Annotated in this window: 24 protein-coding genes, 1 tRNA gene and 1 pseudogene; 19 read left to right on the top strand and 7 right to left on the bottom strand. The window is 55.8% G+C overall.

Annotated elements, in window-relative coordinates:
* Positions 1 to 24 precede the first annotated feature (24 nt).
* From ACR0D6_RS12190 to ACR0D6_RS12145, 10 genes are all read left to right on the top strand, one after another.
* The gene (locus ACR0D6_RS12190) at positions 25 to 432 is read left to right on the top strand and encodes a cupredoxin domain-containing protein (RefSeq protein WP_480765695.1); all 408 of its coding nucleotides are present in this window, start codon (positions 25 to 27) and stop codon (positions 430 to 432) included.
* Positions 433 to 633: 201 nt separating this feature from the next.
* On the top strand, positions 634 to 1,395 hold the full coding sequence (gene cobA, locus ACR0D6_RS12185) for a uroporphyrinogen-III C-methyltransferase (RefSeq protein ID WP_480765694.1): 762 nt from the start codon (positions 634 to 636) through the stop codon (positions 1,393 to 1,395).
* Positions 1,388 to 1,738, top strand: a complete 351-nt coding sequence (locus ACR0D6_RS12180; protein ID WP_480765693.1) for a c-type cytochrome — start codon at positions 1,388 to 1,390, stop codon at positions 1,736 to 1,738. Before cobA ends, ACR0D6_RS12180 begins: the two co-directional genes overlap by 8 nt.
* Entirely contained in the window at positions 1,735 to 2,880 is a 1,146-nt protein-coding gene (locus tag ACR0D6_RS12175; protein WP_480765692.1) for a cytochrome D1 domain-containing protein, read from the top strand. The genes ACR0D6_RS12180 and ACR0D6_RS12175 overlap by 4 nt, the downstream gene beginning before the upstream one ends.
* Before the next feature lie 3 nt (positions 2,881 to 2,883).
* On the top strand, positions 2,884 to 3,873 hold the full coding sequence (gene ahbB, locus ACR0D6_RS12170; protein ID WP_480765691.1) for a siroheme decarboxylase subunit beta: 990 nt from the start codon (positions 2,884 to 2,886) through the stop codon (positions 3,871 to 3,873).
* A complete protein-coding gene (locus ACR0D6_RS12165) occupies positions 3,870 to 4,322 on the top strand; it encodes an Lrp/AsnC family transcriptional regulator (protein WP_480765690.1) in 453 nt (150 codons plus the stop codon). The genes ahbB (ACR0D6_RS12170) and ACR0D6_RS12165 overlap by 4 nt, the downstream gene beginning before the upstream one ends.
* Positions 4,319 to 4,801 (top strand): siroheme decarboxylase subunit beta, encoded by a 483-nt coding sequence (ahbB, locus tag ACR0D6_RS12160; protein WP_480765689.1) that lies wholly within the window; start codon positions 4,319 to 4,321, stop codon positions 4,799 to 4,801. The genes ACR0D6_RS12165 and ahbB (ACR0D6_RS12160) overlap by 4 nt, the downstream gene beginning before the upstream one ends.
* Before the next feature lie 3 nt (positions 4,802 to 4,804).
* A complete protein-coding gene (gene nirJ, locus ACR0D6_RS12155; protein ID WP_480765688.1) occupies positions 4,805 to 6,019 on the top strand; it encodes a heme d1 biosynthesis radical SAM protein NirJ in 1,215 nt (404 codons plus the stop codon).
* Positions 6,020 to 6,101: 82 nt separating this feature from the next.
* Positions 6,102 to 7,619, top strand: coding sequence for a cytochrome D1 domain-containing protein (locus ACR0D6_RS12150; protein WP_480765842.1), 1,518 nt, complete (start codon positions 6,102 to 6,104; stop codon positions 7,617 to 7,619).
* Positions 7,576 to 7,839 (top strand): hypothetical protein, encoded by a 264-nt coding sequence (locus ACR0D6_RS12145; protein ID WP_480765687.1) that lies wholly within the window; start codon positions 7,576 to 7,578, stop codon positions 7,837 to 7,839. The genes ACR0D6_RS12150 and ACR0D6_RS12145 overlap by 44 nt, the downstream gene beginning before the upstream one ends.
* A 65-nt stretch (positions 7,840 to 7,904) precedes the next feature.
* Here the strand turns inward: ACR0D6_RS12145 and lptF are convergent, their stop codons facing one another.
* On the bottom strand, positions 7,905 to 9,044 hold the full coding sequence (gene lptF, locus ACR0D6_RS12140) for an LPS export ABC transporter permease LptF (protein WP_480451300.1): 1,140 nt from the start codon (positions 9,042 to 9,044) through the stop codon (positions 7,905 to 7,907).
* 296 nt (positions 9,045 to 9,340) lie between these two features.
* Between lptF and ACR0D6_RS12135 the strand changes: the two are divergent.
* The 8 genes and pseudogenes from ACR0D6_RS12135 to ACR0D6_RS12100 all read left to right on the top strand — a co-directional run.
* Positions 9,341 to 9,502, top strand: a pseudogene (locus ACR0D6_RS12135) (DUF6538 domain-containing protein); the annotation flags it as partial.
* A 93-nt stretch (positions 9,503 to 9,595) separates the two neighbouring features.
* The gene (locus ACR0D6_RS12130; RefSeq protein ID WP_480765841.1) at positions 9,596 to 11,107 is read left to right on the top strand and encodes a site-specific integrase; all 1,512 of its coding nucleotides are present in this window, start codon (positions 9,596 to 9,598) and stop codon (positions 11,105 to 11,107) included.
* A 476-nt stretch (positions 11,108 to 11,583) separates the two neighbouring features.
* Positions 11,584 to 12,252, top strand: coding sequence for a hypothetical protein (locus ACR0D6_RS12125; RefSeq protein ID WP_480765686.1), 669 nt, complete (start codon positions 11,584 to 11,586; stop codon positions 12,250 to 12,252).
* A gap of 297 nt (positions 12,253 to 12,549) precedes the next feature.
* Complete coding sequence (locus ACR0D6_RS12120; protein ID WP_480765685.1) at positions 12,550 to 12,903, top strand: hypothetical protein; 354 nt, start codon at positions 12,550 to 12,552, stop codon at positions 12,901 to 12,903.
* 166 nt (positions 12,904 to 13,069) lie between these two features.
* Positions 13,070 to 13,735 carry a recombinase family protein gene (locus ACR0D6_RS12115; protein ID WP_480765684.1) on the top strand — a complete coding sequence of 222 codons (666 nt, stop codon included), beginning with the start codon at positions 13,070 to 13,072 and terminating at the stop codon, positions 13,733 to 13,735.
* Between the two features lie 148 nt (positions 13,736 to 13,883).
* Positions 13,884 to 14,498: a hypothetical protein gene (locus ACR0D6_RS12110; RefSeq protein WP_480765683.1), complete on the top strand. Its 615-nt coding sequence runs from the start codon at positions 13,884 to 13,886 to the stop codon at positions 14,496 to 14,498.
* 81 nt (positions 14,499 to 14,579) lie between these two features.
* Positions 14,580 to 14,780 (top strand): helix-turn-helix domain-containing protein, encoded by a 201-nt coding sequence (locus tag ACR0D6_RS12105; protein WP_480765682.1) that lies wholly within the window; start codon positions 14,580 to 14,582, stop codon positions 14,778 to 14,780.
* On the top strand, positions 14,743 to 15,327 hold the full coding sequence (locus tag ACR0D6_RS12100; protein ID WP_480765848.1) for a hypothetical protein: 585 nt from the start codon (positions 14,743 to 14,745) through the stop codon (positions 15,325 to 15,327). Before ACR0D6_RS12105 ends, ACR0D6_RS12100 begins: the two co-directional genes overlap by 38 nt.
* 921 nt (positions 15,328 to 16,248) lie before the next feature.
* On the opposite strand, the gene ACR0D6_RS12095 is transcribed toward ACR0D6_RS12100, so the two are convergent.
* From ACR0D6_RS12095 to ACR0D6_RS12080, 4 genes are all read right to left on the bottom strand, one after another.
* On the bottom strand, positions 16,249 to 17,973 hold the full coding sequence (locus ACR0D6_RS12095; RefSeq protein ID WP_480765681.1) for a restriction endonuclease subunit S: 1,725 nt from the start codon (positions 17,971 to 17,973) through the stop codon (positions 16,249 to 16,251).
* Positions 17,970 to 19,421, bottom strand: coding sequence for a class I SAM-dependent DNA methyltransferase (locus tag ACR0D6_RS12090; RefSeq protein WP_480765680.1), 1,452 nt, complete (start codon positions 19,419 to 19,421; stop codon positions 17,970 to 17,972). The genes ACR0D6_RS12095 and ACR0D6_RS12090 overlap by 4 nt, the downstream gene beginning before the upstream one ends.
* Entirely contained in the window at positions 19,418 to 21,778 is a 2,361-nt protein-coding gene (hsdR, locus tag ACR0D6_RS12085; protein WP_480765679.1) for an EcoAI/FtnUII family type I restriction enzme subunit R, read from the bottom strand. The genes ACR0D6_RS12090 and hsdR overlap by 4 nt, the downstream gene beginning before the upstream one ends.
* Before the next feature lie 448 nt (positions 21,779 to 22,226).
* Positions 22,227 to 22,302, bottom strand: a tRNA-Trp gene (locus tag ACR0D6_RS12080).
* Between the two features lie 143 nt (positions 22,303 to 22,445).
* Here ACR0D6_RS12080 and ACR0D6_RS12075 point away from each other — a divergent pair.
* Positions 22,446 to 23,156 (top strand): DUF374 domain-containing protein, encoded by a 711-nt coding sequence (locus ACR0D6_RS12075; RefSeq protein WP_170651293.1) that lies wholly within the window; start codon positions 22,446 to 22,448, stop codon positions 23,154 to 23,156.
* Between the two features lie 19 nt (positions 23,157 to 23,175).
* On the opposite strand, the gene ACR0D6_RS12070 is transcribed toward ACR0D6_RS12075, so the two are convergent.
* The gene (locus tag ACR0D6_RS12070; protein WP_480765678.1) at positions 23,176 to 24,117 is read right to left on the bottom strand and encodes a lipid A-modifier LpxR family protein; all 942 of its coding nucleotides are present in this window, start codon (positions 24,115 to 24,117) and stop codon (positions 23,176 to 23,178) included.
* 228 nt (positions 24,118 to 24,345) lie between these two features.
* Complete coding sequence (locus ACR0D6_RS12065) at positions 24,346 to 25,245, bottom strand: AEC family transporter (RefSeq protein WP_480765677.1); 900 nt, start codon at positions 25,243 to 25,245, stop codon at positions 24,346 to 24,348.
* Positions 25,246 to 25,458 lie beyond the last annotated feature (213 nt).

The raw sequence follows: 25,458 nt of genomic DNA, 5'->3' as shown, positions 1-25,458 counted from the left end.
TTTTTCGGACAGGAGAATTGGACCATGAGAACCCAAAACCTTCTTCCTGCTCTGCTGCTCATGGCATCACCGGCATTTGCTGCGGACGAAGACACTGCCGCAATCTGTGCCGAGGCGGAAGAGCGCTATGTCGAGATGTTCGGCCAGCCCGCTGCTGACGTCGAGGACGCGAAGGTGGTGCTGATGTACAAGTACAACTTTTGCCCCGCCGAACTGACGGTCAAGGCAGGAACCACGGTGCGCTGGGTCAACGTGGACAAGCGCACCAGCCACAGCGTGCTTTTAAAGGATGGCAGCGAACCCGAATCCGACCGGATTTTCCCCGAGGAAACAGTGGACATGACCTTCCTCACCCCCGGTCCGCAGGATTATCTGTGCGGGCCGCACTGGGAGACGCAGAACATGATCGGAATGGTCACAGTCGAACCCTGAGCCGAGGCAAAAATACAGGCAAGATCAAAGGGGCGCGGGCGCAAATCCCGCGCTCCTTAACTTATGTCAAGGAGGTTGGTTTGCGATTGCGCCAGTCTGCCCCCATGACACGCCCGGTTCTCCCAGCAACGTCCCTTTTTAGCGCGTGGAAGCTGCCGAAGATCCGGGTTCCGAAGACATTCAGAACAAGCGAGTTTGCACATGAGCGGTAAGGTTTTTCTGATTGGCGCTGGCCCCGGCGACCCCGAACTGATGACCCTGCGCGCCCTGCGTATGCTGCAAGAGGCGGATGTTGTGGTCTATGACCGTCTGGTCTCGGACGACATCCTTGCCATGCACGCCGAAGGTGCGCGGTTGATCCCGGTGGGCAAAGCCCCCAAATGCCACACCGTTCCGCAGGACCGCATCAACGAAATCCTTCTGGAGGAAGCACGCGCCGGTCACACTGTTGCGCGCCTGAAGGGTGGCGATCCGATGATATTCGGCCGCGGCTCGGAAGAGGCCGCCTATCTTTTGGAACATAGCATCGCGGTCGAATATGCGCCGGGCATCACGGCGGCGCAGGGGGCATCCAGTTCGACCGGCGTGCCACTGACCCATCGCGGGCTGGCGACCTCGGTTCAGTATGTCACCGGCCACCGGCAGGCGGACAAGATTCTGGATCTGGACTGGAAGCGTCTGGCCGACCCGGACTCGACACTGGTGGTGTATATGGGCGTGGCCAATATCGGTCAGATCGCCATGGGCCTGATGACCGAGAATCTGCCCGGATCAACTCCCGTTCTTGCTGTGGGCAAGGCCACCACCCCAGACGAACGCCGCCTCGTGTCGCGACTGGACCGGCTGGCCTCGGATGTGCGCGAGGCCGAACTGAAGGCGCCCACATTGTTCATCATCGGTCAGGTGGTTTCGCTATATGCGGAACGGCCTGTGACCGAGTTGCTGGAGCAGGCTCATGGCTAGCATCTGTCAAACAAACAGCGGTCGCGCAGGCTGGCCTTCGCGGGCTGTTCTGACGACCGCCATCATGGTCGCGACCTCGGCCTTGGCCGCCGACGCGCTGGACCCCAACGCACTAAGGCGTCTTGTCCATCAGGATTGCGGGTCGTGCCACGGGCTGTCGCTGAAAGGCGGTCTTGGCCCGGACCTGCGCACGGAGAACCTGAAACACTACGACGCGGAAGTTCTGACCGGGGTGATCCTTGACGGTATTCCCGATACGGCCATGCCGCCCTGGCGACCTTTGATTTCCGAAGAAGAGGCCGAATGGATCGCCCGTTACCTGCTGGAACCGGAGGCACAATGAAACATATCGTCCTTGGCCTTGTGGCAACATTGATGATGACCGCCGCGCATGGTGAACCCACGGCTACCGGAGACCTAGGGCTGGTGATCGAGCGCGCGCAGGGCACGGTCCTGCTGGTGGATCAGTCCGAGCGCGCAGCACTTGCGCGGATCGAAGGGCTGGGAGATCTGTCCCATGCCTCGCTGGTTTATTCGCCCGATGAACGGTTTGCCTATGTATTCGGGCGCGACGGCGGGCTGACCAAGGTCGATATCGTGACCCGGCAGATCGTGAACCGGGTCGTGCAGGCGGGTAATGCCATCGGCGGTGCGATCTCGGACGATGGCAAGCTGGTGGCAGTGTCTAATTATGAACCCGGCGGCGTGCGCGTCTTTGATGCCGATACGCTTGAGATGGTCGCGGACATCCCCACCGAAAGCAAAACCATCGGCCTTGTCGATGCGCCGGGGCGTCGGTTCGTGTTCACCATGTGGGACACGGGCGAGACCTGGATCGCCGATTTCGCCAGTGGCACGCCGGAGATCACCAAAATCCCCGACATGGGCAAAAACCCCTATGACGCGCTGATTACCGCCAATGGCCGGACCTATATCACCGGCCTGTTCGGCGAAGACGGGCTGACAGCGCTGGATTTGTGGTCCGAGAATCCCGAACCCATTCGGGTCCTGCCGAATTATGGGCGCGGGCAGGAGGAAATGCCCGTCTACAAGATGCCCCATCTGGAAGGCTGGGCGTTGACGGGGCGCGAGTTCGTTTTGCCCGCCGTCGGCCATCACGAGGTTCTCTGGATCGACGCCGACACCCTGACCGAAACCGGACGGACCAAAACCCACGGCCAGCCGGTCTTTGCCATGGCGCGGCCCGACGGGCGGCAGGTCTGGGTGAATTTCGCCCATCCGCTGAACGACACGATTCAGGTGATCGATTCAGTGAGCAAAGAAATCATCCACGAATTCAAGCCCGGCCCTGCGGTGTTGCACATGGAGTTCACACCGCGCGGGCATGAGGTGTGGCTCAGCGTGCGCGATGCCAACAAGGTCATGGTCTACGACACGCAAACATTTGAGAAACTGCGCGAAATCGAGGCGGACAGTCCATCGGGCATATTTTTCACCGCCCGCGCGCACAGAACGGGATTGTGATTCATGTGCCATATTACCGACCCGATCGACCGTCGGCTGCTGGATGATTTCCAGCGCGATTTTCCGGTCGTTGAACGCCCGTTTCAGGTTCTGGCCAACACGCTGGAGCTGAGCGAGGACGAGGTGCTGGACCGGCTGGCCCGGATGCGCGCGGCGGGGCGGATCACCCGCGTCGGCGCCACCATCGCGCCCGGAGCCGTCTCGGCCAGCACACTCGCCGCCGTCGCCGCGCCAGAAGAGCGCATTGAAGAGATCGCCGCCCTGATCGATTCCGAGCCGGGCGTGAACCACAACTATCAGCGCGAAGATGCCTGGAACCTGTGGTTCGTGGCCACCGGACCGGATCGCGCGCATGTGGATGATACCCTGTCGCGGATCGGGCAACGCACGGGGTTGCGTGTTCTGGACCTGCGGCTGGTACGGCCCTTCAACGTGGATCTCGGTTTTCGCATGTCGGGCGGCGCCCGGAGCGTCCCGAATGCGCGTAAAGTGGACCGCTCGGCCATGCAGCCGGGTGACCGTGATCTGTTGCAGGCGCTGAGCTCGGGCCTGCCGCTGGTAGTCGACCCGTTCCTGGCGCTGGCGCGGTCGCTGGGCCGCGACGGGGCCGCGGTTATGGAGCGTATCGATGTTCTGCATCGGGCGGGCATCATCTCGCGCCTTGGCGTTATTGTGCGCCACCGCGCTTTGGGGTGGTCAGCCAATGCGATGGTGGTCTGGGATCTGCCTGCCGAGCAGATCGACCGCGCCGGGCCGGCGCTGGCTGCCCATCCGGGCGTGACGCTGTGTTACGAGCGCCGACCCATCGAGGGGGTCTGGCCTTATCGCCTGTATTCCATGATCCATGCTCGTTCACGCCCCGAAGCGCGTGAGGTTCTGGGCGAGGCTGCCAATCTGCCGGAACTGGCTGGGGCACAGCACAAGGTGCTGTTCTCGACCCGCTGCTTCAAACAGACCGGCGCGCTGATCAAGCCCAAGGAGGTGGCCGCATGACACCACTGGATGCAACCGACCGCGCCATCCTGAACCGGATGCAGGATGATCTGCCGCTGACGGCGCACCCCTATGCTGAGGTGGCCGATGAGCTGGGCATCAGCGAGGGCGATCTTCTGCAACGGCTGGCGCGAATGAAAGAGGATCGGGTGATCACCCGCTTTGGCCCCTTTTTTGACGCCGCGGCGATGGGCGGCGCCTTCTCCCTGTGTGCCATGGCGGTCCCTGCGGGGGAATTCGAATCCGTCCTGACCAAAGTCAATGCGCATCCGGAGGTCGCGCATAATTATGAACGTACGCACCGGCTGAACATGTGGTTCGTGCTGGCCACCGAAACGCCCGAGGGGATCGCGGCCACCGCCGATGCAATCGAACGGGAAACGGGGATTGAAGTTCTCCGTTTCCCCAAACTTCAGGAATTTTTCATCGGCTTCCGGGTGGCGGCATGATCGACGCAAGAGACAGGCAGATTATCGAGGCGCTGCAAGGCGGATTGCCGTTAGTGCCTGCACCATATGCCGCTGTGGCCCAGGGCCTTGGCATGGACGAGGATGCCCTGCTGTTCCGGCTGGCCGAACTGAAATCGCGCGGTGTGATACGCCGCATCGCCGCCGCACCGAACCATTACAAGCTGGGCATGACCTCGAACGGGATGACCGTCTGGGATGTGGTGGACGACCGCATCACCGAACTGGGCGCACAGATCGGCGCGCTGCCCTTTGTCACCCATTGCTATGAACGCCCCCGCGCCCTGCCCGACTGGCCCTATAACCTGTTTGCCATGGTCCATGGTTCCGACCGGGACGAGGTCGAGGAAAAACGGGCCGAGATCACGGCCATTCTGGGCGATGCCTGCCGGGCCAAAGACATCCTTTATTCCACGCGCATCCTGAAAAAGACCGGGCTGCGACTGAAAAAGAAAGGCTGAGACATGTTCCGCCTGACCGAATACATGCACCAACTGATCGAGCCGACCCCGGTGCGCAAACGCCGCCCCGGACCGGTGAAACCCGTGGTGATCTGGAACCTGACACGGCGCTGTAACCTGAAATGCCGCCATTGCTACACCGTTTCGGCGGATGTCGCGTTTCCCGGCGAGCTCAGCCATGAGCAAGCCATGAAAACCCTTGAGGATCTGGGCCACTTTCGCGTCCCGGCCCTGATCCTCTCGGGTGGGGAACCGCTGGATCGGGCGGATTTCTTCGATATCGCCGGTCGTGCGCGGGAACTGGTACCGATGCTGGCGCTGTCGACCAATGGCACGAAAATCCATGGCGAAACTGCTGATCGGATTGCCGAAGTTGGTTTCAGCTATGTCGGAATTTCGCTGGACGGGATCGGGGCCACGAATGACTGGTTCCGAGGTGTCGAAGGCGCCTTTGAAGATGCCCTGCACGGCGTGCGGGAATGCAAGAAGCGCGGGATCAAGGTGGGGCTGCGGTTCTGCCTGACCGAAGGCACGCAGCATCATCTGCCCGATCTGCTGAAGCTGTGCGACGATGAAGGGGTGGACAAGTTCTATCTCAGCCATCTGGTCTATGCCGGGCGCGGAGACAAGAACCGTGGCGAGGATGCCGAACATCAGCGCACCCGCAGGGGTATGGACCTGCTGCTTGATCGGGCGTGGGAGGCGGCCTCGGGCGGGCGGCCTCTGGATATCGTGACGGGCAACAACGATGCTGATGCGGGGTATTTCCTGAACTGGGTTCGCGACAAGTTCGATGATGAGAAGGCCGCGCATGTGCGTGAGCATCTGGCGGCGTGGGGCGGAAACTCCAGCGGGCTGGGCGTGGCCAATATCGACAATCTGGGCCGGGTGCATCCCGATACCTACTGGTCGGATTACACCGTGGGCAACGTCAAGACGACGCCGTTTTCCGAGCTCTGGACCGGGGAAGACCGGATGCTGTCCCTGTTGCGCACCCGTCCGCGCCCGCTGAAGGGGCGGTGCGGCGCCTGCCAGCTGAAGGATGTTTGTGGTGGCAACACCCGCATCCGGGCTTTGCAGGTGACCGGCGATCCATGGGCCGAGGACCCGGCCTGTTATCTTTCGAACGAAGAAATTGGTGTGAACGATGCGGGGGAACGTCTGCAGGTCACGCCATTCCGGGGGAAAAGCCATGATCCGGCGCATCAGTTCTTTTGAAACCGTTTGCTCTGCTGGCCCGGCCGATACGCGGGTGGTGAACGCGGGAGCCTCCGGCTGGAGTATTTTTGAAAAGATGAAGATGGGGGGGCTGGTCTGCCTACTTAGCGTAGGCGCAGCTTGGGCCGATGCGCCCTCGGATTACGCGGATCATTGTGCCTCTTGCCACGGTGAGAACCGTCTTGGCGGAGTTGGACCGGCGCTGATCCCTGAGACCTTGAAGCGGATGCGCGGGCCACGGGTGGCGGCGGTGATTGCCGACGGGCGGACGGCCACGCAGATGCCAGCCTTTTCCCACGAACTGGACGCCTTGCGGATCGAGGAACTGGCCGGGTGGCTGAAATCCCCGCTGGAAACCGATCCTGTTTGGGGTGAGGCCGAAATCATGGCCAGCCGCACGTTGGACGAAGGTTATGCCCCTGTCGACGCCCCCGGCTGGTCCAGTGATCCGATGAATATCACGCTGGTGGTGGAAACCGGGGATCATCACGTCAGCGTTCTGGATGGTGACACGTTCGAGGTTCTGGACCGGTTCGAGACGCCGTTTGCCGTGCATGGCGGGCCGAAGTTCAGCCCCGACGGTCGGTATGTCTTTATCATGTCCCGCGATGGCTGGGTTCAGAAGTACGACATCTGGGCGCTAAAGCAAGTTGGGCGGGTCCGGGCCGGGCTGAACAGCCGCAACATCGCAATGTCGGGGGATGGCAAATGGCTGGCTGTTGCGAACTATCTGCCGAACTCTCTGACATTGCTGTCTACCGACGATCTGGCGGTCGCCAAGGTTGTTGAGGTCAAGGGCAAGAAGGGCAAGCCCAGTCGGGTTTCGGCCGTGTATCAGGCGCCGCCGCGTGAAAGCTTTGTGCTGGCGCTGAAGGACGTGCCGGAAATCTGGGAGGTGTTTTACGGAGCGAATCCGCCTCAGTCCGGGTTGGGTCATGACTTTCGGATTGAGGGGCAATTCAAGAACCCCGACCCCTTCCCGGTGCGTAAGATCACAACGCCCGACTATCTGGACGATTTCTTTTTCGACCAGAGTTATGAGTACGTCATGGGCGCCTCTCGTGACGGCAAGGGTGGTCAGGTCATCGATCTGGTCATCGGCCAGAAAGTGGCCGATCTGGATCTGCCGGGAATGCCGCATCTTGGGTCGGGTATCACCTGGAAACGTGGTGAAACGACTGTGATGGCGACACCGCATCTGACGGACGGAACCGTGTCGGTCATCGACATGGGCACTTGGGAAACCGTAAAGCGGATCACGACCGAGGGCCCGGGTTTCTTCATGCGAAGCCACGAGAATTCGCCTTATGTCTGGGCAGACGTCTTCTTTGGCCCGAATAAGGACGCCATGCATGTGATCGACAAGGAAAGCCTTGAGATCGTCAAGACGCTGCGCCCAGCCCCCGGCAAGACCGTGGCGCATGTGGAGTTCACCCGCGATGGCAGCCGTGCGCTGGTGTCGATCTGGGAGGATGACGGCGCGGTGATCATCTATGATGCGCAAACGCTGGAGGAAATCCGGCGGCTGCCGATGCGCAAACCTTCGGGGAAATACAATGTCTGGAACAAAATCACCTTCTCGGAAGGCACCAGCCACTGAAGGGCGGTGGCCAGTCTGGAAACTGGCCATCCTTCTGTACCCGGCATCGGCGCTGACCGTGGCGGTCAATCTGTTTCTTGTCGGGCTTATCGCCCATAGCGCAGGGTTCGGGGCAATCCGGCCTGTGCCGGCGATCCTGTGGTCAATCCCGCTGGGCATCCCGGCGGCATGGCTCGCGGGGCGCTGGCTGCGCGGGCTGATGGACGAGGCGGACGGTTAGGCGCGTTCAGAACTCTGTGTCACAATTTGGTCGGGTATGCGCGAAGGGGCTCAAGGGCCGACCGGTCAGACCGGAGACAAAGAGGCCTTGCCACCCCGATCCCTGCGTTTGATCAGCGGACGCCCGGCGAATGCGAAAAACAAGCAGGATACGGAAATGCCGAAAATTGCGGGCAAATAAAGCAATATCCAAAGGTTCGGGCGGTCGATTACGATCGATGCCACAAATCCGCGCACACCTTCGAGCACAACCAGAATCGTGAAGGCCGCCAGAATTTGCGGCCACAGACCAAAGCGGGAAAAGCTGCCCAGCATCAGCGTCGAATAGCCAACCAGTGCAACGGCGATGCAGATGGCAATCCAGGAAAACCGCTGGTGCAGTTCCTCGATCAGTTCACCCTGGCTGAATTTGTCAGCCTCGGCCACTGCCGCGCGATCCCAGATGAGTTCGGAAGTCGGGATGGCTTCAAGGCTGCGTGTGTGACCGTCGTCGCTGTCGGTCAGCTCGGAAATGTCGAATGTCACATCCTCGAACAGGGTTGAAGACAGGGTTCTTCCCTCGCGGTCGAGGCGCAGCGCCACGCCATCCAGCATAACCAGATTATAGCCCGTGTCGCTGTTGACCAGATAGGCGGTCGTTCCGGAATAGTTGACCGGGTGCAGCTTGTCGCGCCCGTCCGAGACGAAAACATCGTGCAGAGTTCCATCCAGATCTATGCTGCTGATATAGACGGTAACGCCTGGCGTCGGGTGCAGAAACTCGCCCTCGTTCAGCAGTTGGGCGGTGACATCTCCGGCGACTTCGGCCTGTCGCTGCTCAAGTTGCAGAACCGACGCCGGCCGCAGATAGACGCTGATGACAGCCATCATCAACCCGGAAAAGAGGCCGAACAGGAACACCGCACGGGCCAGTCGCAAGGGGCTGCTGCCGGTTGCAAGCATCACCGTCAATTCGCTTTCGCGGCTCAGTCGGTTGGTCGCATAGACGGCAGCCGCGAACACCGCCATCGGCATGACGGTTCGGATCAGCGTCGGCAGGGTCAATGCAGTGAATTCGAGAAACACCATCGCTGACTGGCCACCGCTGATGACATGGTCGAACAGACTAACCGACCGGGTGATCCAGAACACACCCACCAGAACCAGTGTGAAAAATCCGAACAGAACAAGCAGCTGCCGCAGGAAGTATCCATCGAAACGCGACATGTGACTCCATCCGGTCGCCAGGGTTTCCGCGGATGTTATGTCATTCGAACCCGGGAGGAAACCGCGATTGCACGGCAGAAGCGAAACATAAGAAATATGTTGAGCGCCATTTTGACAAGGAAACGGGCTGGTAAGGAAACGGACCGGATCAGCATGTTGGCGATTGATCTTGATGGCAGGGGCAGCAGGGTGCTCTCACCACCCGGACGCAACCCATTGATTGAGATAAATCATTGCAATTTCAACGCGCTGTCGACTACTGATTGTTACGAGTCACTGTTACGAAACACGCGTTTATGTCATCACATTATAAAGTCACCCAAAGACCCGGTTCGAGAAATTGGCAGGTTCGGTACTATGTCCCTCAAGAGTATCGCCCAGCGCTGGGCGGTACATCTGAAATTTGGCGAAGTCTGCGAACCCCAGACCACAGGAAGGCTCAGGAAATCGCAGGCGGTGTCGCTCAGGACATCTGGCACGATATCTTGGCGGCCCAACCCCCGGAATGGATCGCTGCCTCTGGAACGGTCTTGGAACCTACAGACGCCCAGATGGAAGACGCCGCACGACAGGTATACGACTTAGAAGTTGAGAATGACATTGATGAGCGGTCAGACGCCGAGGAAGCGCGATTGCTTGAAAGAGGCGGCAAAGAAGCCGCAAAGGCAAACAAACGTGAAGCCCGCCGCCTTCGCGAAGCGGTAGCAGTTGGTGATTTCAGTGTCGCGGATATTGACTACTGGTCGCATCACTTCGGATTTCAGTTCCGATCCGGATCACCCCGACAGAACAGGTTCCGCCAAATGCTGGCTCGTGCGCACGCGGAGGCCCTTCAACGCTTCTCTGAGCATGACAAAGGTAAGTTTGGCAGGAAGCCCGCAGATCCACTTTTCAGGCACTCTACGGCGCGCTCAGAGGCTCCCGCCATTGCGCCGGTAGAAGAAACCTTCAAGCAACCGCCATTGCTCGATCACTGGTCGATGTATGTCAGACAGAAGTGTGGAAACTTAAAGGGGGACACCATCTCAAACAGGTTTCGCGTCGTCACCCTATTCGCAGAATTCGTCGGAATTGAGCGACCCACAGACAGCATTACGAAAGATGATTGCCGCAATTTCCGCGACCTGCTCTATAAGCTCCCAGCAAAGGCCTCGACACGTCATGAATTTGCCGGAATGAGCTTTCCTGAGACCATCCGCGCGAATGAAAGGCTTGGACACCAGACGATCAGCCCCAATCGGATCAAGCACTATATATCCGATCTGTCCGCCTACTTTGGCTGGCTTGCCATCGAAGAGCGTGCTACCGACAATCTCTGGAAGGGACTTGCCCCTGACGTGGTCGACAACAGCCGCATTCCCTTCTCAGCACATCAGCTACAAAAGCTGTTCTCTTCGCCACTCTTCTGTGGATGCGCTGGCGACAAAGACATTCGGCAATTCACGTCTCCGGGTAAAACCTTGGTCCGAGACTGGCGGTTTTGGCTACCGCTGATGGCAGCATTCTCAGGTGCGCGATTGGGGGAACTTGCGCAACTTGAACTCTCAGACATCAAGACGATAGATGGCGTCGCCTGTTTCGAGATAACCAATGCCGGGAGTGACCCTGCAAAGTCCGTCAAAACAGGAGCAGCGGTTCGGACCGTACCCATTCACTCCCGGCTAATCGCGCTGGGCTTCTTGGAATTCATAGCACAGCAGCGAAAAAGGGGAGCTACTCGGCTTTTCCCCGATCTCGTGAGGAACAAGAAAGGTCAGTACGACAAGCCCGCCAAATTCTACGCGCGTTATTTCCAGAGAATGGGGTTTGCCCCCGACCGCGAAGGTAAGCGGCCTACGTTTCACAGCTTCCGTCACTCGGTCATTGATGAATTCAGACGCGGTAACCTTGCAGAGCACGAGTTCCAACCGATAGTCGGCCATGAGATCAGAAGCGTCACACGCGGGTATGGGAAAGTTGAGACCTATTCCCCAAGCAGGCGGAAAGAGATGATTGAGAACATCAGGTATCTGGGCCTTGACTTGGCCAAGATCAGATCGTTCGGTGGCACACGCTTTAGTTGAAAGAAAATAGTGCATTGATTGCGCGGACGCTACGGGAATCCCCCAATTACATATGACGACACGCTGACGTAACGTCAAATCAACGGAGTACATTCACCACTCTGTGTACCCTCGGAGATGAGAGGCTGGCCTTTACCCCCTCGTCCAGCCCCTCACTCCGCCATCGCACGCAAAACAACTGTAGCAGGCAGATCCGGAGTGTAGGTGTAAGTGCATATCGGCACGGGCCTTGAATCTACTCGCTATTTTTGGGGAGGTTTGGGGTAGTCCAAGTTCCACGGGGCAAATCGACAGGATCAAAGACTGACAAGGGCCGTAGCGATTGAATTGAGGAGGTAAGAGTTTGGTGCGTCGCGCCATCACTCCCGAAGGCGAGGGTTACTTCGCATCTCTCTCTGTTCGACGAGTTAGCTCTAGGAAGAGTTTAGGCTCGGGCTCCCAATAAAAGCGCTCAAACCTGATTTTCTAACGGGATTTTGAAAATCACAACTTTTTTGTTAAACTGGCCGGAATTTATTGATTTCTTTGGTTGGGGGGTAATGATGAGACTAATCTCTGCAATTGCAGCGGCGATGCTGGCGGCTTCCAGCGCAAGCGCAATAACTTACAACGTCGACATAGCACTTTCTGATTTCGACGGCGCAGGCAGTTTCTACAGTTCGGGGCGAATTTTGGGTACAATCGAAACCAATGGCACCATTGGCGTACTAGATTCAGCCAGCATTACCGGATTTAATCTGAACACGGTTGTTGACGGCTTTGGAACGACGTCAATGAACTCCAGCCTAGGCAGTTTTACCCTCTTTGGAACTGGGTTGAGTGCGACGGCGAACGCTTTGCTTTTTGATTTTTCAAGCTTGGCCTCTGCAATATCCTTTAGCCCCAACAGTCGTAACCTCTGCGGCGCATTTTTCCAGGCGCAAAACTCTTGTGTTGGTGGACAGCCCGGGATTGGTGGCTTTTATGAGTACCTTGATGCAACAGGCAGTCGGAAGATTGCATTGACTTTTTCGGGGGCAACGGGTCTGCAACAGGTCGCGACAGTTGCGGCAGTTCCGCTTCCTGCGAGTGGGTTGCTGTTGCTTGGAGCGTTGGTGGGGTTGATGGGCTATCGACGCTCTACCGGCAGTAACGCGCCCGCTTGAGGCGTGACTTGGCGGCTGGTGTCTCAAGATGACGATACCGCCCCCCTGAGTACCTGCGACAATCCAGAGCGTGGCCAGCGGCGATGACTCCCGCGCCTATGCAGAGTACGAGTTCCAACCACTGATTGGTCATGAACCAAGGAGCGTTACTCGAGGGTATGGACAGGCGGAAGCCTATTCTGTTGGGAAACGTAAAGAAATTATCGAGACGATCAGTTATACAGACCTTGATTTGTCTGAGATCAAAATTCTAACCGATTGCTAGTTGCTCTTATCAAATTCAAATGGGATCAAACAATGCCAACCATTTCCTTCAGGGCTCATATTCTTGCACTTACGTGCATACTAGCCACCAGCGCATCCATTGCAGCTAGTGCAGAAAACGACGTTTCGAGCCCTGATCGAGCTGAAGACGTTCCTTGGAAACTGGAATTGCTGGAGATGTTGAAAGATGCATCCCCAGATGAGCGCGACGAAGCTCTGAAATTTATCGCTGACGAGACTTTTCAGATGATGATTGGTTGCTCTGGGTTAAGACAAGATTCAGATCGGTTGATCTGCTTCAACAACATCACCGACGTTGCCATGTTTTGGGCATTCCTTCACAATTGGGATGTAACATCACTCCAACAACGATACAGGTTCGATTGAAGCAACAACCCTCCCGAAACATCGACCATTTCTAAACACTACCTGCCCAAGCGGCCATCCTTTACCCCCCCTTTACGTAGTTTTTTGGCGTTGTTACAGTCACAACGTTCGTTGACGTTTGTAACGAATCAACCGATAACTAGAAAAGTCAGTTGGAGCGCTAACGATGAAACAGTATGTGACCTACAAACGAGTTAGCACCGCTGAGCAGGGGCGTTCCGGCTTGGGTATTGAAGCTCAGCAGCGTGATATCGAGCTTTATCTGAACAATTACTCAGACGTACCGTACGAGATCATCGAAGAGTTTGTGGACGTACAATCTGGCAAAGATGACAATCGCCTCGAACTTGCGAAGGCTGTTGCTTTGGCAAAAAAGTTTGGAGCAGAGCTATTAGTCGCTAAGTTGGACCGCCTTTCCCGTCGCGTTTCATTCGTCTCATCGATGATGGAAGACAAGAAGTTGACCCTTCGTGTGGCGCAAATGCCCAACGCAGACAACTTCCAGCTTCACATCTATGCCGCGTTGGCTGAACAAGAACGCGACTTCATCAGCAAGCGAACAAAAGCCGCATTGGCAGCGGCGAAAGCTCAGGGTCGAAAACTGGGCGGCCTGCGCGACAAGACGATGAAGCGCAATGAAGTCGTAAAAGCGAACGCCCAGCATCGTGCTGATAAAATTGCCGGGATTGTCGTTCCGCTGCGTGAAGCTGGGAAATCGCTTCGAGAAATTGCCACTGAGTTGGACAAGGTGGGCGTCCAGACAGCCCGTGGCGGGCCTTGGAGTGCCGTGCAGGTCCAGCGCGTGTTGTCGCGCGTCTTACCGCCTGCATAGAGGCCAGATCCTCCAATCACTCACAGCGAGCCCAATACCCTAAGGAAAATGCAAATTCGAAGTCTTAGAAAGTTCAGAGCGATCACATATCCCGGTCCAGATTGTCGAAGCTAATCGGTTGCACAATAAGGTGACGCATGTTACAATAATGCAACACCTAGAATCGAGCAGCCAAATGAAGTCTTCGCGAAAAACAATCACCATCAGTGTGGAATACGCTGATTTAGCAAAGCGTTATGCTGATCTAGCAGGCATGTCATTAAAGGCAGCTATGGAGTACGCGATCAGAGAGGCACTGCTTCCTGAGCTGAGCGCATACATCGAAAATGACGACGATACCGAGGCGGAATGTCTGTCAAAGAATGCTAACGTCCTACTCCCAGAGGGTTGGAATTTTGCCGTATGCTCTTTTTTGAAAGATGGCAGTTCTAGTCGATGTGAGACTTGGATTGGATTAGATTTAGGTCTTGATGACCTAGTGCCGACCTATGTTGGTATTCGAGAAGCTCAGATCATCCGAGACAGCCTTTGTGACCTACCTAATCTATCAGGCGGAAGCTTTGTCTTTGGTGGTTCTCATATCGGGTTTCCAGTGAAAGCCCGCCGTCACGGGCGTGGCATTTTGTTTTATCGTTTAGATCCTTCCACAGGCCAATCGACAGGTGAGAAGGCATCCATCGCCACAACAAGCGTGCCGCGAATTTGTGAAGCTCTGGATCAGATTATCTCGGCAGCGCGCATAGAAGCAGCAAACAACTCGTGAACAAAACCGCGTCTGGTTCAGCATGATGAACAAAGCGGACTTAACAGCAGTAAAAGCCACACCAATAAAAGATACAGGCAAATGAGAAAAACCACAGCTACCCATCAAATCCTAGCCGCCCTCAAGCGCGGAGAGCACATCACCGGGTTGAGCGCCCTAGCCCAATGGAAGGTCTATAGACTTTCCTCCATAATCCACAATTTGCGTAGTGCGGGTTATGACATTCGAACCAAGATGGTGACCAATGGCGGTACCCGCCACGCCGAGTACTTCCTTGTCTGACGGCCTGACAGACGCCCAGCGCCGCCGTCTAAGGGCTGCCGCCAGACAATGGTTGGTGAGTTTCGATCAGCGGTTCACCTACATGATCACGCTCGCATCGAATAGTCCAACGATCACGGAGAACGGTTTAAGAGCGAAGGTGAAGGAATGGCACAAGCGGATGCACGGGTCGGCTGCTGGACGAAAATGGGCCGAAAGACCTGAGCATTGGAATAAATGGGTTGCATTCCGAGAAGGCAGGAAGACGCTACCTCACTACCATTTTCTGTTTAGCCTTTCCGAGGAGCTGCCAGACGAACGCCACGATAGAATCAGGTGGGGCGGTGTTGATGCGGATGGCCGGTTCATCGGCGGCAAATCATCCAGCGCACTCATCTGCTTGAGCTGCAAAGCCCAACACCATTGGACACGCATCCTAAATACTGGGACAACAAATGTTCAGCGTGTGTATTCAATTAATGGCGCTGTTGACTATGTAACCAAAGAATTGACCGATCCGGCAAATTTAGCTTCGTTCGTTCTTTCACAGGAATTCGACAATTCCTGAACCTGCGCACGGACGCGCACCAAAGACAAACACTTCTGACTGAGAGACTACCATGCCGCGCTTTCGCAGCAACCCAGTGCATTGCACCGGGGACTATCCCCCAGCGCGCCGTGGCGAGGCCCGGAGCGTGTGCATCTCAGGCATAGCTTCGCCATTGTCTTAGTTAGGATGATGGCAATGGCGAAGCTATGTCTGAAAGAAAGGCATCAACGCATTTAGATGGAAGAAACATCGACGAAAGGATTTGACCTCTGATAAATGCGCGAAGCGCATCAGAGGTCAAATCCAGAGGAGATGCGCGAAGACCGCCAACGAGCGAAGCGAGTAAGGTCGAAGCAACTCTCCGTGTGTAACCAGTACTATTCCCGCTAAAACCCCCACACATATAAGCTATCACTAACACGGGTCAGGTATTGACTGACCAATACTGGGACACACAGAAATCCTTACACCAGAAAAGTAAGTCACAACTGACTTACTTTTTCGTTCATTACCAAATACTTATACATCTTTCAGCTTCATTTCTAGACTTGTGGCGATCAAAGAACTCCCGGCAATTCGCCCGCAATCACGCGGAGGAAACATGGAAATCACTACAATGACCTCAGAGGATTTCTTTATTCTTCTGTTTGAACACCTGCCACCGGATACTAAATGACGTTTTCTTGGCCAAGGTACCTAGGCCTTCAGGATGCAATTCAATTTATGATGTCGATTTCGAAGCTTTCATTGCTCTTTTCTGTACAGAAAACAGGAAATTCGTCTCCTATTTCAGATTTCAGTATGGCCTCGACGTCCTTGGAACAATTTAGGCCCAACACTACCCCGCCGAAGGTGTAAGCGTTTGGCGTCTTTGAATGTATTAAAGGAGCCGCCGCTGCAGCTTGCGCGGACCAGCCCAAATAGGGCGCTTGCAGGTCATCATTCGGCGGCCTCCAGCGCGTTCTGAGCGGGTTCAAGGGCCTCTCGCAGGGTCGCCTCTTGCAACCGGGCCCTTGTCGTCTCAGCGACGCTGAGGCTGGCCTCTAGTTGATCGCAGATACCCATCAGTTCCTCGACCTTAGCGACGATGCGCTTTTGTTCGGCGAGGGGTGGCAAAGCGACTACAATCTTGTCCATTCGGTTTTTAGGAAGACCACCGCGCCCAGCACCAGTTTGCTCTCCAAATATAAAAGCTTGGAAATAGGGCGAAAGAACCAATGCGTGCAGGAACTCTGCCATCCCGTCGTCAGCAGGACGAATGATGGCGACGTGCTGGCTAACATTGGCGTCCAAAATGTCCTCGGGAACGAGCCCACAACGCCCCATTGATCCACCAGTTATGTTCAATAATAAGTCTCTAGGCTTTACATGGGTGCCCTTCATTCGCTCGTGGGTTTGCTCGTCAATGAAAGCAACATCGTCCAATCGCAAACCGTTGTTGTGGACATTTTGGGAGCGCAAGAAGTAAACGCCCGAACTCTTATACGCGTCTTTACCACCTCTGGGCGTGCTGCCTGATCCCGTCTTTGAACAAATCTCCCCGATCCGTGACCAAGCCCAACCACTGGGCAAGTCGAAGGGTATCTCATCATCTTGCAGGGGTGAAACTGCGTGCTTTTTGCCGTGACGAGCACTTCCAAGCGCTATTCTTTCAAGGAGTTTTGATGTGGGCTCGTCATCTGGGTTCTGCTCCACCAACTTCCCTCGAACCGCCAGATCAAGAATGGTCTGTCTGATCTTCTTGATCTGATCCGGACGATGGGTGATCGACGGCAACACACTTATTGCGAAACGTGTGCTCTCTCGGAACTTTTCGGTGGTGCTTTTAACATCAGTCAGTCGGGCAAGGCTGGCGGCGGTCAGCATGTCACGGGTGGCTTCCCGGCTGTTGCGGGCTTCCTCCAACTGGTCGCACAGAGCCATCAGTTCTTCGACTTTGGCGACGATGCGGTGCTGTTCCGCGAGTGGCGGCAATGGGAAAGGAGAAGTGCTGAAGTACTCAGAAGGGACACGCTTTTGACCAGCTGTACCGGTCATTTTGGGTATTCCCGTTTCAATGAATTGGGGGCTTTTGAGGAACAGCACTATATAGTCAGCTAACACCCTTATTGGTCGGACAACATGTAGTTCGGTTGTCCCCGCGCCTAGACCTCCAGTGAGGTTCCTAAAAACCGTCGATTTCCCATTTTCAAAGCACGGAGTTATTTTGGCCAATCCAACGTCACCTTCGGCGAAGTTCGTATAACCCTTTTTTATTTTGCCCCATTCTCGCGGTTCGTGACCGTTTTGAACGCCGTAATCTGCAGCAATCAATTGCATGGGTACGAACGAAGAAAGCAAATCGTCGCGAACGTCGTTCCGAGGGTTTAGAATGCCAATTTCAGCGATCTGCGACCAAACCCATCCAGCGGGAACTGGATATGGGATATCAGTTTGTGAAAGCGGTTGGTGAGCTTTCGGCTTTCTGATCGCCTTTGTCTTAATCAGATTTGCTTTTTCTTCCGCGATTTCTTTCAATAGTGCAGAAGCGGGTTCTTCGCTTGGATCTTGATCAACCACCTTTCCCCGAATGGCAAGATCCAGCACAAACTTCCTAAGCCGGTCTACAGCGTCCTGCGCGTCGCTGATATGTTCGTAGTGTTTCAAAAGCAGATCAGCATTCATCGCAGCAATGCCTCCGACAGGATTGTCTTCAACTGATCGCGTAGGGCAACAACATCAGCCTCTGATCTCTGCAATTCCACCGCCAATGTTACCGGGTCACCCAAGTCTTCTTCTTCGTTGTGCGGGTTCTTGATATCAAGGTTGAAACCGCGTTCCTTGATCTCGTCGATTGTGACTTTCCACGCTTGAGGCCCTTCCTCGCGACCTTCTCGCGTTTTTCCGCCCCACCACTCGACGCAGCCATCCAAGTGGCCAAGCTCAATGGGCTTGGTCATGGAGTAGGCTTTTCGGTCCGATGGAACCTTATGCTCCCAGTACCATACTTCTTCCGTGGGCTTGCCTTTCTCGAAGAACAGTAGGTTGGTACCAATTTGGGCATAGGGTTTGAACACAGAGTTTGGCAGCCGTACAATAGTATGCAGGTTGCACTCTTCCAGCAGATGTTCTTTCAGGCGCGTCTTAACACCTTCCCCGAAGAGCGAGCCATCGGGCAACACAACCGCCGCACGCCCATCCTGCTTCAACAAGCGAACAATCAAAGCAAGGAACAAGTCAGCGGTTTCTTTAGTGCGAAAATTCTGCGGGAAGTTCTGCTCGATACCATCCTCTTCCTTACCGCCAAATGGAGGATTGGAGAGGATGACATCCACGGCATCTTTAGACGTCCAATCGCGGTAGGGCTTCGCGAGTGTGTTGTCGTGCTGGACAAATGCAGGCGCTTCAACGCCATTCAGCAACATGTTTGTCGTGCAGAGCATGTGCGGCAGCGGCTTTTTCTCCACCGCCCGCAAGTTGCCCTGCATCGTGACTTCATCTTCCGTGGTTTTCACGTGATGCTTACGCATGTACCGCATGGCGCAGGTTAGAAAGCCTCCTGTGCCACATGCCGGGTCCATGATTGTTTCATTTGGCTTTGGGTCTATCCGATCCACCATGAACTGCGTCACAGCGCGAGGGGTATAAAACTCTCCGGCGTCCCCAGCGGACTGCAGTTCCTTCAACAAGCCTTCATAGGCTTCGCCGAAATGGCGCTTCTCTGCCATATCGTTGAAATCGACAGTGTTCACGACGTTGATGACCTGACGCAGCAACTGCCCAGATTTCATATAGTTGTTCGCATCCTCGAAAACCTCGCGGACAACAAGCGCCCTTGGCCCCGCTTCTACCGGCAATTCTCTGAGGCCGGGGAAAAGCTCGTCATTCACGAACTTCAGCAACGTGTCGCCAGTAATACCCTCAGCGTCTGCCGCCCAGCTTTCCCATCGTAGCTCTTTCGGAACGGGAGACACGAAGTCGTCTTTGGTAAACTCAAGCTCCTGATCTTGGTCATCAAGGATTTTCAGGAAAAAAATCCAACACAACTGCCCAATCCTTTGGGCGTCTCCATCAACGCCCGTGTCTTTACGCATTATGTTTCGGATCGTCTTGAGAGTGGTGTTGATACTCATCCCGCCTCGGCCTGCTTAAATATTTCGTTTTCCAACTCGCGAACGGCCTGTTCGTAGTTTGATTTTCCGCCAAACGCTTTGGCTATTTGGATGGGGGTGCCGATCTTGTCAAAGGGTTCGAGCTTCAGCACCCGGTTATCCTCTATCGTTTGAACACCACCATCCGCATACTTGTCCAGCAGAGCTTCTAGAACAGCCTTTGCGGTATCGCTGTACTTCGCAAAGTAATTCCGCTTCTTGACGTTGCTAGCGCGCTCTGCGCGCGTCAGAGGCGGCTGATCGAAGGCAACGTGCAGGATCAGGTCAAGTTCGCTGACATCCTTACCCACTTCCTCCTCCAGATGATCCAGCAGCACACCGCGCTCGGCCAGTTCTTCTATGATTGCCCGCTTCTTGTCGGCGTCATTCCAACCCCGGATGAACTCATCCAGAGAACGGTATTCCTCGACAATCTGCTTCTTCGCAAAGTCCCGATAAGCTTCGGTGACTAAATTACCATCGGGTCCGATGTAGCTGACGCGTTCGTTTACGATTGTGGCGCTGACAGAGCCGAGTTTGTACTTGGATTGACCGCCATTATCATCGCTACCCTCGAGGTCGTCATCATCGTCTTCGCCGCCACCATCCGGGCCATCACCTCCCCCGCCGTCAGGTGGCCAGTCGTCGCCATCAATGATCACAACGGGATCACCGTCAAATGCGGGATCACGGAACAGTTCTGTTGCCTTTTTGAAATCCATAATGGTGAAGAACATTTTGTTGTGTTCCTCGTCGATCCGGGTGCCACGCCCAATGATCTGCTTGAACATGGTCATGGAAGCAATCGACTTGTCCAGCACAATCAGCTTGCATGTCTTTGCATCAACCCCCGTCGAAAGCAATTCTGATGTGGTCACGATGACTGGGAACCTGCTTTCTGGGTCGATGAACGGGTCTAGCTGTTCCTTGCCTTCCTTGCTGTCGCCCGTAATCCGCGTGACGTATTTCGGGTTCTCGATAGCCCTTTGTCCCGCTGCGTTCACCAGCGCCACCCGCATTCTTTCAGCGTGATCGATGTCCTCGCAGAATATGATGGTCTTCGCGAACGGATCAGTTGCGTTGAGGAACTCTATCACTCGATTGGCCACCAGCTTCGTCCGCTGGTTCAAAACGAGGATACGATCCATGTCTTTCTGGTTGTAGACACGGTCCTCGATCTCTTGCCCTAGGTCATCGACCATACCCGGCTCGGGTGTCCACCCCTCCACATCGCGGTCAATGTCGACGCGGATCACCTTGTACGGGGCTAGAAACCCGTCTTCGATCCCTTGTTTGAGGCTGTAGGTGTAAACGGCACCCCCAAAATACCTCTTGGTGGAAACACCATCGTCTTCTTTGGGTGTCGCTGTCAGCCCCAAATGGATGGCGTTTGAGAAGTAATCCAGTATTTCACGCCACGCCGCGTTGTCGGCTGCGCTGCCTCTATGGCATTCGTCTATGACTACGAGATCGAAGAAGTCACCCGATACAGTCTTGAACGCCTTATCGGCTTCGTCAGGTCCCGTGAGCGCCTGATAGAGCCCCAGATGGACCTCGTAAGCGGGATCGATCTTGCGGTTCTTAATCTTGGTCATGACGCTGCCAAACGGTTTGAAATCGTTGACCAGTGTCTGATCGACCAGAATGTTCCGGTCAGCAAGAAACAGGATGCGTTTGGCTTTACCGGCTTTCCAAAGCCGCCAGATTATCTGGAACGTGGTGTAGGTCTTGCCCGTACCGGTTGCCATTACGAGCAGCGCGCGATCAGAGCCCTTGGAAATCGCTTCCACTGTCCGGTTGATGGCTTCGACCTGATAGTACCGAGGCTCTTTCCCGCTTCCGTCCGAGTAGTAAGGTTGCTCGACCAGCGTTCCCTCGTCATCCGAGATGCTACGGTATTTCTTGTAACGCTCCCAAAGAAGGTCGGGGCCGGGAAAGGCATCAAGCGCAACCTCGTCCTCAATCAACTCGGGTGGCACGGCCGCCTTGTTGTGGGTGGCGAAGGCATCACCGTTGGAACTGAATGCGCTGGGTACATCCAGAATTTCAGTATATGACAGGGCCTGCTGCATCCCTTGGCTTACCGAGTGCTTGTTATCTTTGGCTTCAACGACCGCAAGCGGAACACCCTTACGCCAAAATAGAACGTAATCCGCGAACTTCTTTTTCTTCTTGTTTCGCGCAGACATGTTGCCACGCACAACAACCGGACCCGGTGTCAGCGTCACTTCACGTCTGATTTGTGTGACTGGGTCCCAACCCGCGTCCTTGATGCTGGGCGATATGAACAGGTCGCAAATATCAATTTCACTGAGTTCAAGTTTATCTTTTTTATCCATGATGCAATCAGGTACTTTTCCAAATCTTACGACACGCGGACAAACCCGCGCGCCGATTTCTAATCAGTACTTCCGTTTCTCAGTTTCCTCAACGCGCGTCGTCGCGCCAATTCCACTGCCGCGATCGGATCATCGACAGCGTGGACACGATGCAACAGTTCGACACTCATCAATTGGGAACGATCATCAATAATCGGACGTGGCGATATCACGGCTCTCATCGCCTGCACCACAGGATTGCAGGTCCACACCGCACGCCGGGAACCGCAACTATCTGAGCCACATCCGATGACGCTGGTGAGTCGGCAGTCTATGTCGTTTCCGGTGAGACCGTTTGTAGGGTCAGTGGTTACACGGTTTCACAAGAACAAAACTGTTACGAAGAACTGTTACGTATCTGGCGAGCAGATCAAGGCTAAGCCTTTGATAAATATAAACATATGGTGAGTGGCAGGGGCAGCAGGGTTCGAACCCGCGACCTACGGTTTTGGAGACCGTCGCTCTACCAACTGAGCTATACCCCTGTATCGAGCATCCAGATATGCCAGCCGCGCGGCGGACTCAAGAGGCTTTTTCGATTTTACCCACAGTTCTGTTACAGACAAACCGATTGCACGCGACGCCAAGTCGGGTATGACTTTGCCCGGCCAGCAGGAGGACGCCGCCAGTGAATTTGCGCAAGAGAATCGCAAACAGCGAAACCGCTCTGAACTGGTTCGCGCGGCGCATTGCGAGCTATATCCGCATGGTGCATCGAAATACCAAGTGGCAACGCATCGGATACGAGGAACTGGATCAGCTGGCCGAACAGGGTGAACCGGTCATCGTGGTGCTGTGGCATCAGCGTCTGGCCCAGTCGCCCTATTTCTTTCCGCTGGACAAGGGCCGCATCTGTTCCATCACCTCAGCCGCGCGCGCAGGCAGCATGGTTGGACGGGTTCAGCAGCAATTCGGCATGGATACGATCGCCATGTCCAGCCACAAGCGGCACGTTGCCCTGTCGCGCGAAGTGCTGGGCAAGATGAAGCAGGGAATATCGATCGGTATCGCCGCCGACGGGCCGCGCGGGCCCGAGCGGGTGTCGTCGACCGTGCCACTGATCTGGGCACGCACCTCGGGCAAACGGGTGTTCGGCATCACTTATTCCGCCCGCCATGGCCGAGAAGCCGGGACATGGGATCGCCTGTTAATGCCGAGGCCCTGGCGGAATGAGGGCGTATTTCTGTGCCGCGAATGGACCGACCCCGTTCCTCGCAAGGCCAGCGAAGACCAGATCGAGGAACTGCGGCAGAGCCTTGAACGGCACATGAACGACATCACGGCCGAGGCCGACCGGATGGTGGGACGCGAACCGTGGCGGGGCGGTCAGGCTGACTGACGCTGCGCATCGGCCCCTCTCAGAACCAGATCTTGAAGTTCAGCGACCCTACGACCTGCCCTTCGGGCTGCGGATCGAATTCGCGGCTCAGATACGTCGCGCCGTAAAAGAAGGTTCCGTATTTCGCCTCCCAGTTCAGGCCAAGCCGGGCGCGGTAGCGTTCATGCTTGAGGCTTACGGTTCCTGAATTCGGAATATAGGCACTGTCGGCGACATAGGCTGCATCGACGCCAAACACGGCGCTGAACCCTTTCGGGCTTTTGCGCATGGTGCGATAGCGCTGCCCGGTGATCTTGTCGCGAACCAGCAACTCCGAGCGGCCCATCTGACCAAACACCAGATCGAAGCCGACTCGGGCCAGCGTTTCATCACCCGCACGCAGTGAGGCAAAAGGGCGAATACGCGTGGAACCCCCCAAATCCCATTCGCGTCCAACCTCTGCAATTGCAGTCGGGTAAAAGCCATTGGGGATCTGATCATCCAGAACCGCCTGCGAAGGCGGTGTGCTTCCGATCAGCTTGTGAAACTCGGTCTGGAGGCTGTCGACGCCGGTCTGAGGACCGACCGCCACAAGCTCGGCGCCCAGCGTATATTCGGCTTGGCGTCTTTGAAAATGAGTGAATGCACCCAGTGACAGAATACCTGCGTACTGCCTGTCAGTAGCACTGGGTGTAATCAGGTCCTCGGGTGAGATCATCTGAGTGTAGGCCCGGATTTCGATCACGTCTCCGAACGCCTCGGGCAATTCCCCGTTCCATCCACGCGCCAGAACCCACGACAGGTTCAGGGACGAGGTCTGCCAGCGGTCGTGATCGTCACCGATCAGATCATCGCTGAACATCCAGCCAAAGCCCACCAACTCGTGCTTTGTCGGCTTGGTCTGATCCGGCACAATCGTGTTCGACTGCGCAAAAAGCAGTTGTGGAATGCACAGCAAAATGGCTGCCAGAAAATTCTTCATGGTTCAGTCCCGGTTCCTGTCTGCTTCAGGTAAGTTGTTCGTCCTGCCTTAATCTTTGAAAAACTGTAGGAAATAGAATCTCTTGCAGCAATAACGGCAACAATCCGCACAATGGGTCGATACCAAAAAGCAACATTTTCGGGGCCAAGGTCCAAGCGAAGGCAGGAAGAACAATTTCGGTGCGCAAACTACATCGATTATGTGCAGACGTTGAAAACCTGTCCGGCGTCACACCCAGAACGTCAGCGCCAGCGGCAATACCACAAGGGTTGCAAGCGTCGAAACCAGAATGAACCCTGCCACATCCGGGGCTTTATCCGGAAGATACTGATCGGCGAACAGATAGTTGGCAACGGATGACGGCATCAGGCAGCACAAAATCACCACGCCCCGCTCGGTTCCCGTAAATCCGAACAGTTGCGTCACCGCCAGCGCGACCGACGCCGCGATAATCAGGTGGATTGCAGTAAGCAGGCTGGCCTGCCGAACATCTCCGATCTTGAACGAGGCAAGGGTGTGCCCCATCGTCAGCAGCAGCAAAGGAATCGCAAGCCCGCCGAGAATATTAAAGCTCGCCGCCACCGGCTTGGGCAGAGATGTATCCGTCATCACCAATCCCAAAGCGATTAGGGCGGCGTAGATGACCGGAGAGGTCAGCACCGCCTTCAGCGAAACGGAACGGGAGGGAATCCAGATGCCGACCGTGAACATGCTGAGCAGGATGACAACGACGAATCCCATCGCATAGGCCATGCCTGCATCCCCGAACGCCAGCAGGGTAACCGGCAAGCCGATGCTGCCGACATTGCCGTGCGTCAACGGACCCAGAAACGCCGGAATGGAATAGCCCAGCAATCGCAGGGCCAGCAGGCTGAAAATGGCCAGTCCCGCGACCGCCATCGCCGCTGCGGCGATCACGGTTAGAAACGTGGGACCATCGATCTGGGCTGTCGAGATATGAGAGATGACCAGAGTGGGAAACCCGACACGTGATATGAGGTCGTTCACCACTTTGTTGTCGAAGGGCGCCTTGATCAGGGCCAGAACATAACCAACGCCGACACAGAGCAGTACCGGCAGAATGATGTTGAAGACATTCAGGAAAATGTGTTCGAGGTGAGTCGTCATCACTGTTCGGTCGTTCTCCGTTCGGGTTCCCTGACTTCCAAGCGTTCAAGCCCAGAGCAAAGTTTGGGTTTCTCAAGCGATGGCCCACTGTAACGACCATAATGAGACAAATAACGGAAACTGAACACAAAAAAAGGGCGCCCCTGGAGACGCCCTTTCTGTCTGATCATTCGCTGGCGCGAATTATTCGACGATTTTCGACACAACGCCGGC

The organism is Ruegeria sp. BJ6, from assembly GCF_056537885.1.
This window is presented reverse-complemented; position numbering and strand designations above follow the sequence as displayed.

Bases quoted from the DNA above. Each gene is read 5' to 3' on its own strand.
- ACR0D6_RS12165 (WP_480765690.1), top strand. From the start codon at position 3,870: ATGACACCACTGGATGCAACCGACCGCGCCATCCTGAACCGGATGCAG.
- ACR0D6_RS12070 (WP_480765678.1), bottom strand. From the start codon at position 24,117: ATGAAGAATTTTCTGGCAGCCATTTTGCTGTGCATTCCACAACTGCTT.
- ACR0D6_RS12180 (WP_480765693.1), top strand. From the start codon at position 1,388: ATGGCTAGCATCTGTCAAACAAACAGCGGTCGCGCAGGCTGGCCTTCG.
- ACR0D6_RS12095 (WP_480765681.1), bottom strand. From the start codon at position 17,973: ATGAATGCTGATCTGCTTTTGAAACACTACGAACATATCAGCGACGCG.
- ACR0D6_RS12110 (WP_480765683.1), top strand. From the start codon at position 13,884: ATGCAACACCTAGAATCGAGCAGCCAAATGAAGTCTTCGCGAAAAACA.
- ACR0D6_RS12145 (WP_480765687.1), top strand. From the start codon at position 7,576: ATGTCTGGAACAAAATCACCTTCTCGGAAGGCACCAGCCACTGAAGGG.
- ACR0D6_RS12065 (WP_480765677.1), bottom strand. From the start codon at position 25,245: ATGACGACTCACCTCGAACACATTTTCCTGAATGTCTTCAACATCATT.
- ACR0D6_RS12115 (WP_480765684.1), top strand. From the start codon at position 13,070: ATGAAACAGTATGTGACCTACAAACGAGTTAGCACCGCTGAGCAGGGG.
- ACR0D6_RS12175 (WP_480765692.1), top strand. From the start codon at position 1,735: ATGAAACATATCGTCCTTGGCCTTGTGGCAACATTGATGATGACCGCC.
- ahbB (WP_480765689.1), top strand. From the start codon at position 4,319: ATGATCGACGCAAGAGACAGGCAGATTATCGAGGCGCTGCAAGGCGGA.
- ACR0D6_RS12100 (WP_480765848.1), top strand. From the start codon at position 14,743: ATGGCGGTACCCGCCACGCCGAGTACTTCCTTGTCTGACGGCCTGACA.
- cobA (WP_480765694.1), top strand. From the start codon at position 634: ATGAGCGGTAAGGTTTTTCTGATTGGCGCTGGCCCCGGCGACCCCGAA.
- hsdR (WP_480765679.1), bottom strand. From the start codon at position 21,778: ATGGATAAAAAAGATAAACTTGAACTCAGTGAAATTGATATTTGCGAC.
- nirJ (WP_480765688.1), top strand. From the start codon at position 4,805: ATGTTCCGCCTGACCGAATACATGCACCAACTGATCGAGCCGACCCCG.
- ACR0D6_RS12190 (WP_480765695.1), top strand. From the start codon at position 25: ATGAGAACCCAAAACCTTCTTCCTGCTCTGCTGCTCATGGCATCACCG.
- ACR0D6_RS12130 (WP_480765841.1), top strand. From the start codon at position 9,596: ATGGAAGACGCCGCACGACAGGTATACGACTTAGAAGTTGAGAATGAC.
- ahbB (WP_480765691.1), top strand. From the start codon at position 2,884: ATGTGCCATATTACCGACCCGATCGACCGTCGGCTGCTGGATGATTTC.
- lptF (WP_480451300.1), bottom strand. From the start codon at position 9,044: ATGTCGCGTTTCGATGGATACTTCCTGCGGCAGCTGCTTGTTCTGTTC.
- ACR0D6_RS12090 (WP_480765680.1), bottom strand. From the start codon at position 19,421: ATGAGTATCAACACCACTCTCAAGACGATCCGAAACATAATGCGTAAA.
- ACR0D6_RS12150 (WP_480765842.1), top strand. From the start codon at position 6,102: ATGGGGGGGCTGGTCTGCCTACTTAGCGTAGGCGCAGCTTGGGCCGAT.
- ACR0D6_RS12120 (WP_480765685.1), top strand. From the start codon at position 12,550: ATGCCAACCATTTCCTTCAGGGCTCATATTCTTGCACTTACGTGCATA.
- ACR0D6_RS12105 (WP_480765682.1), top strand. From the start codon at position 14,580: ATGAGAAAAACCACAGCTACCCATCAAATCCTAGCCGCCCTCAAGCGC.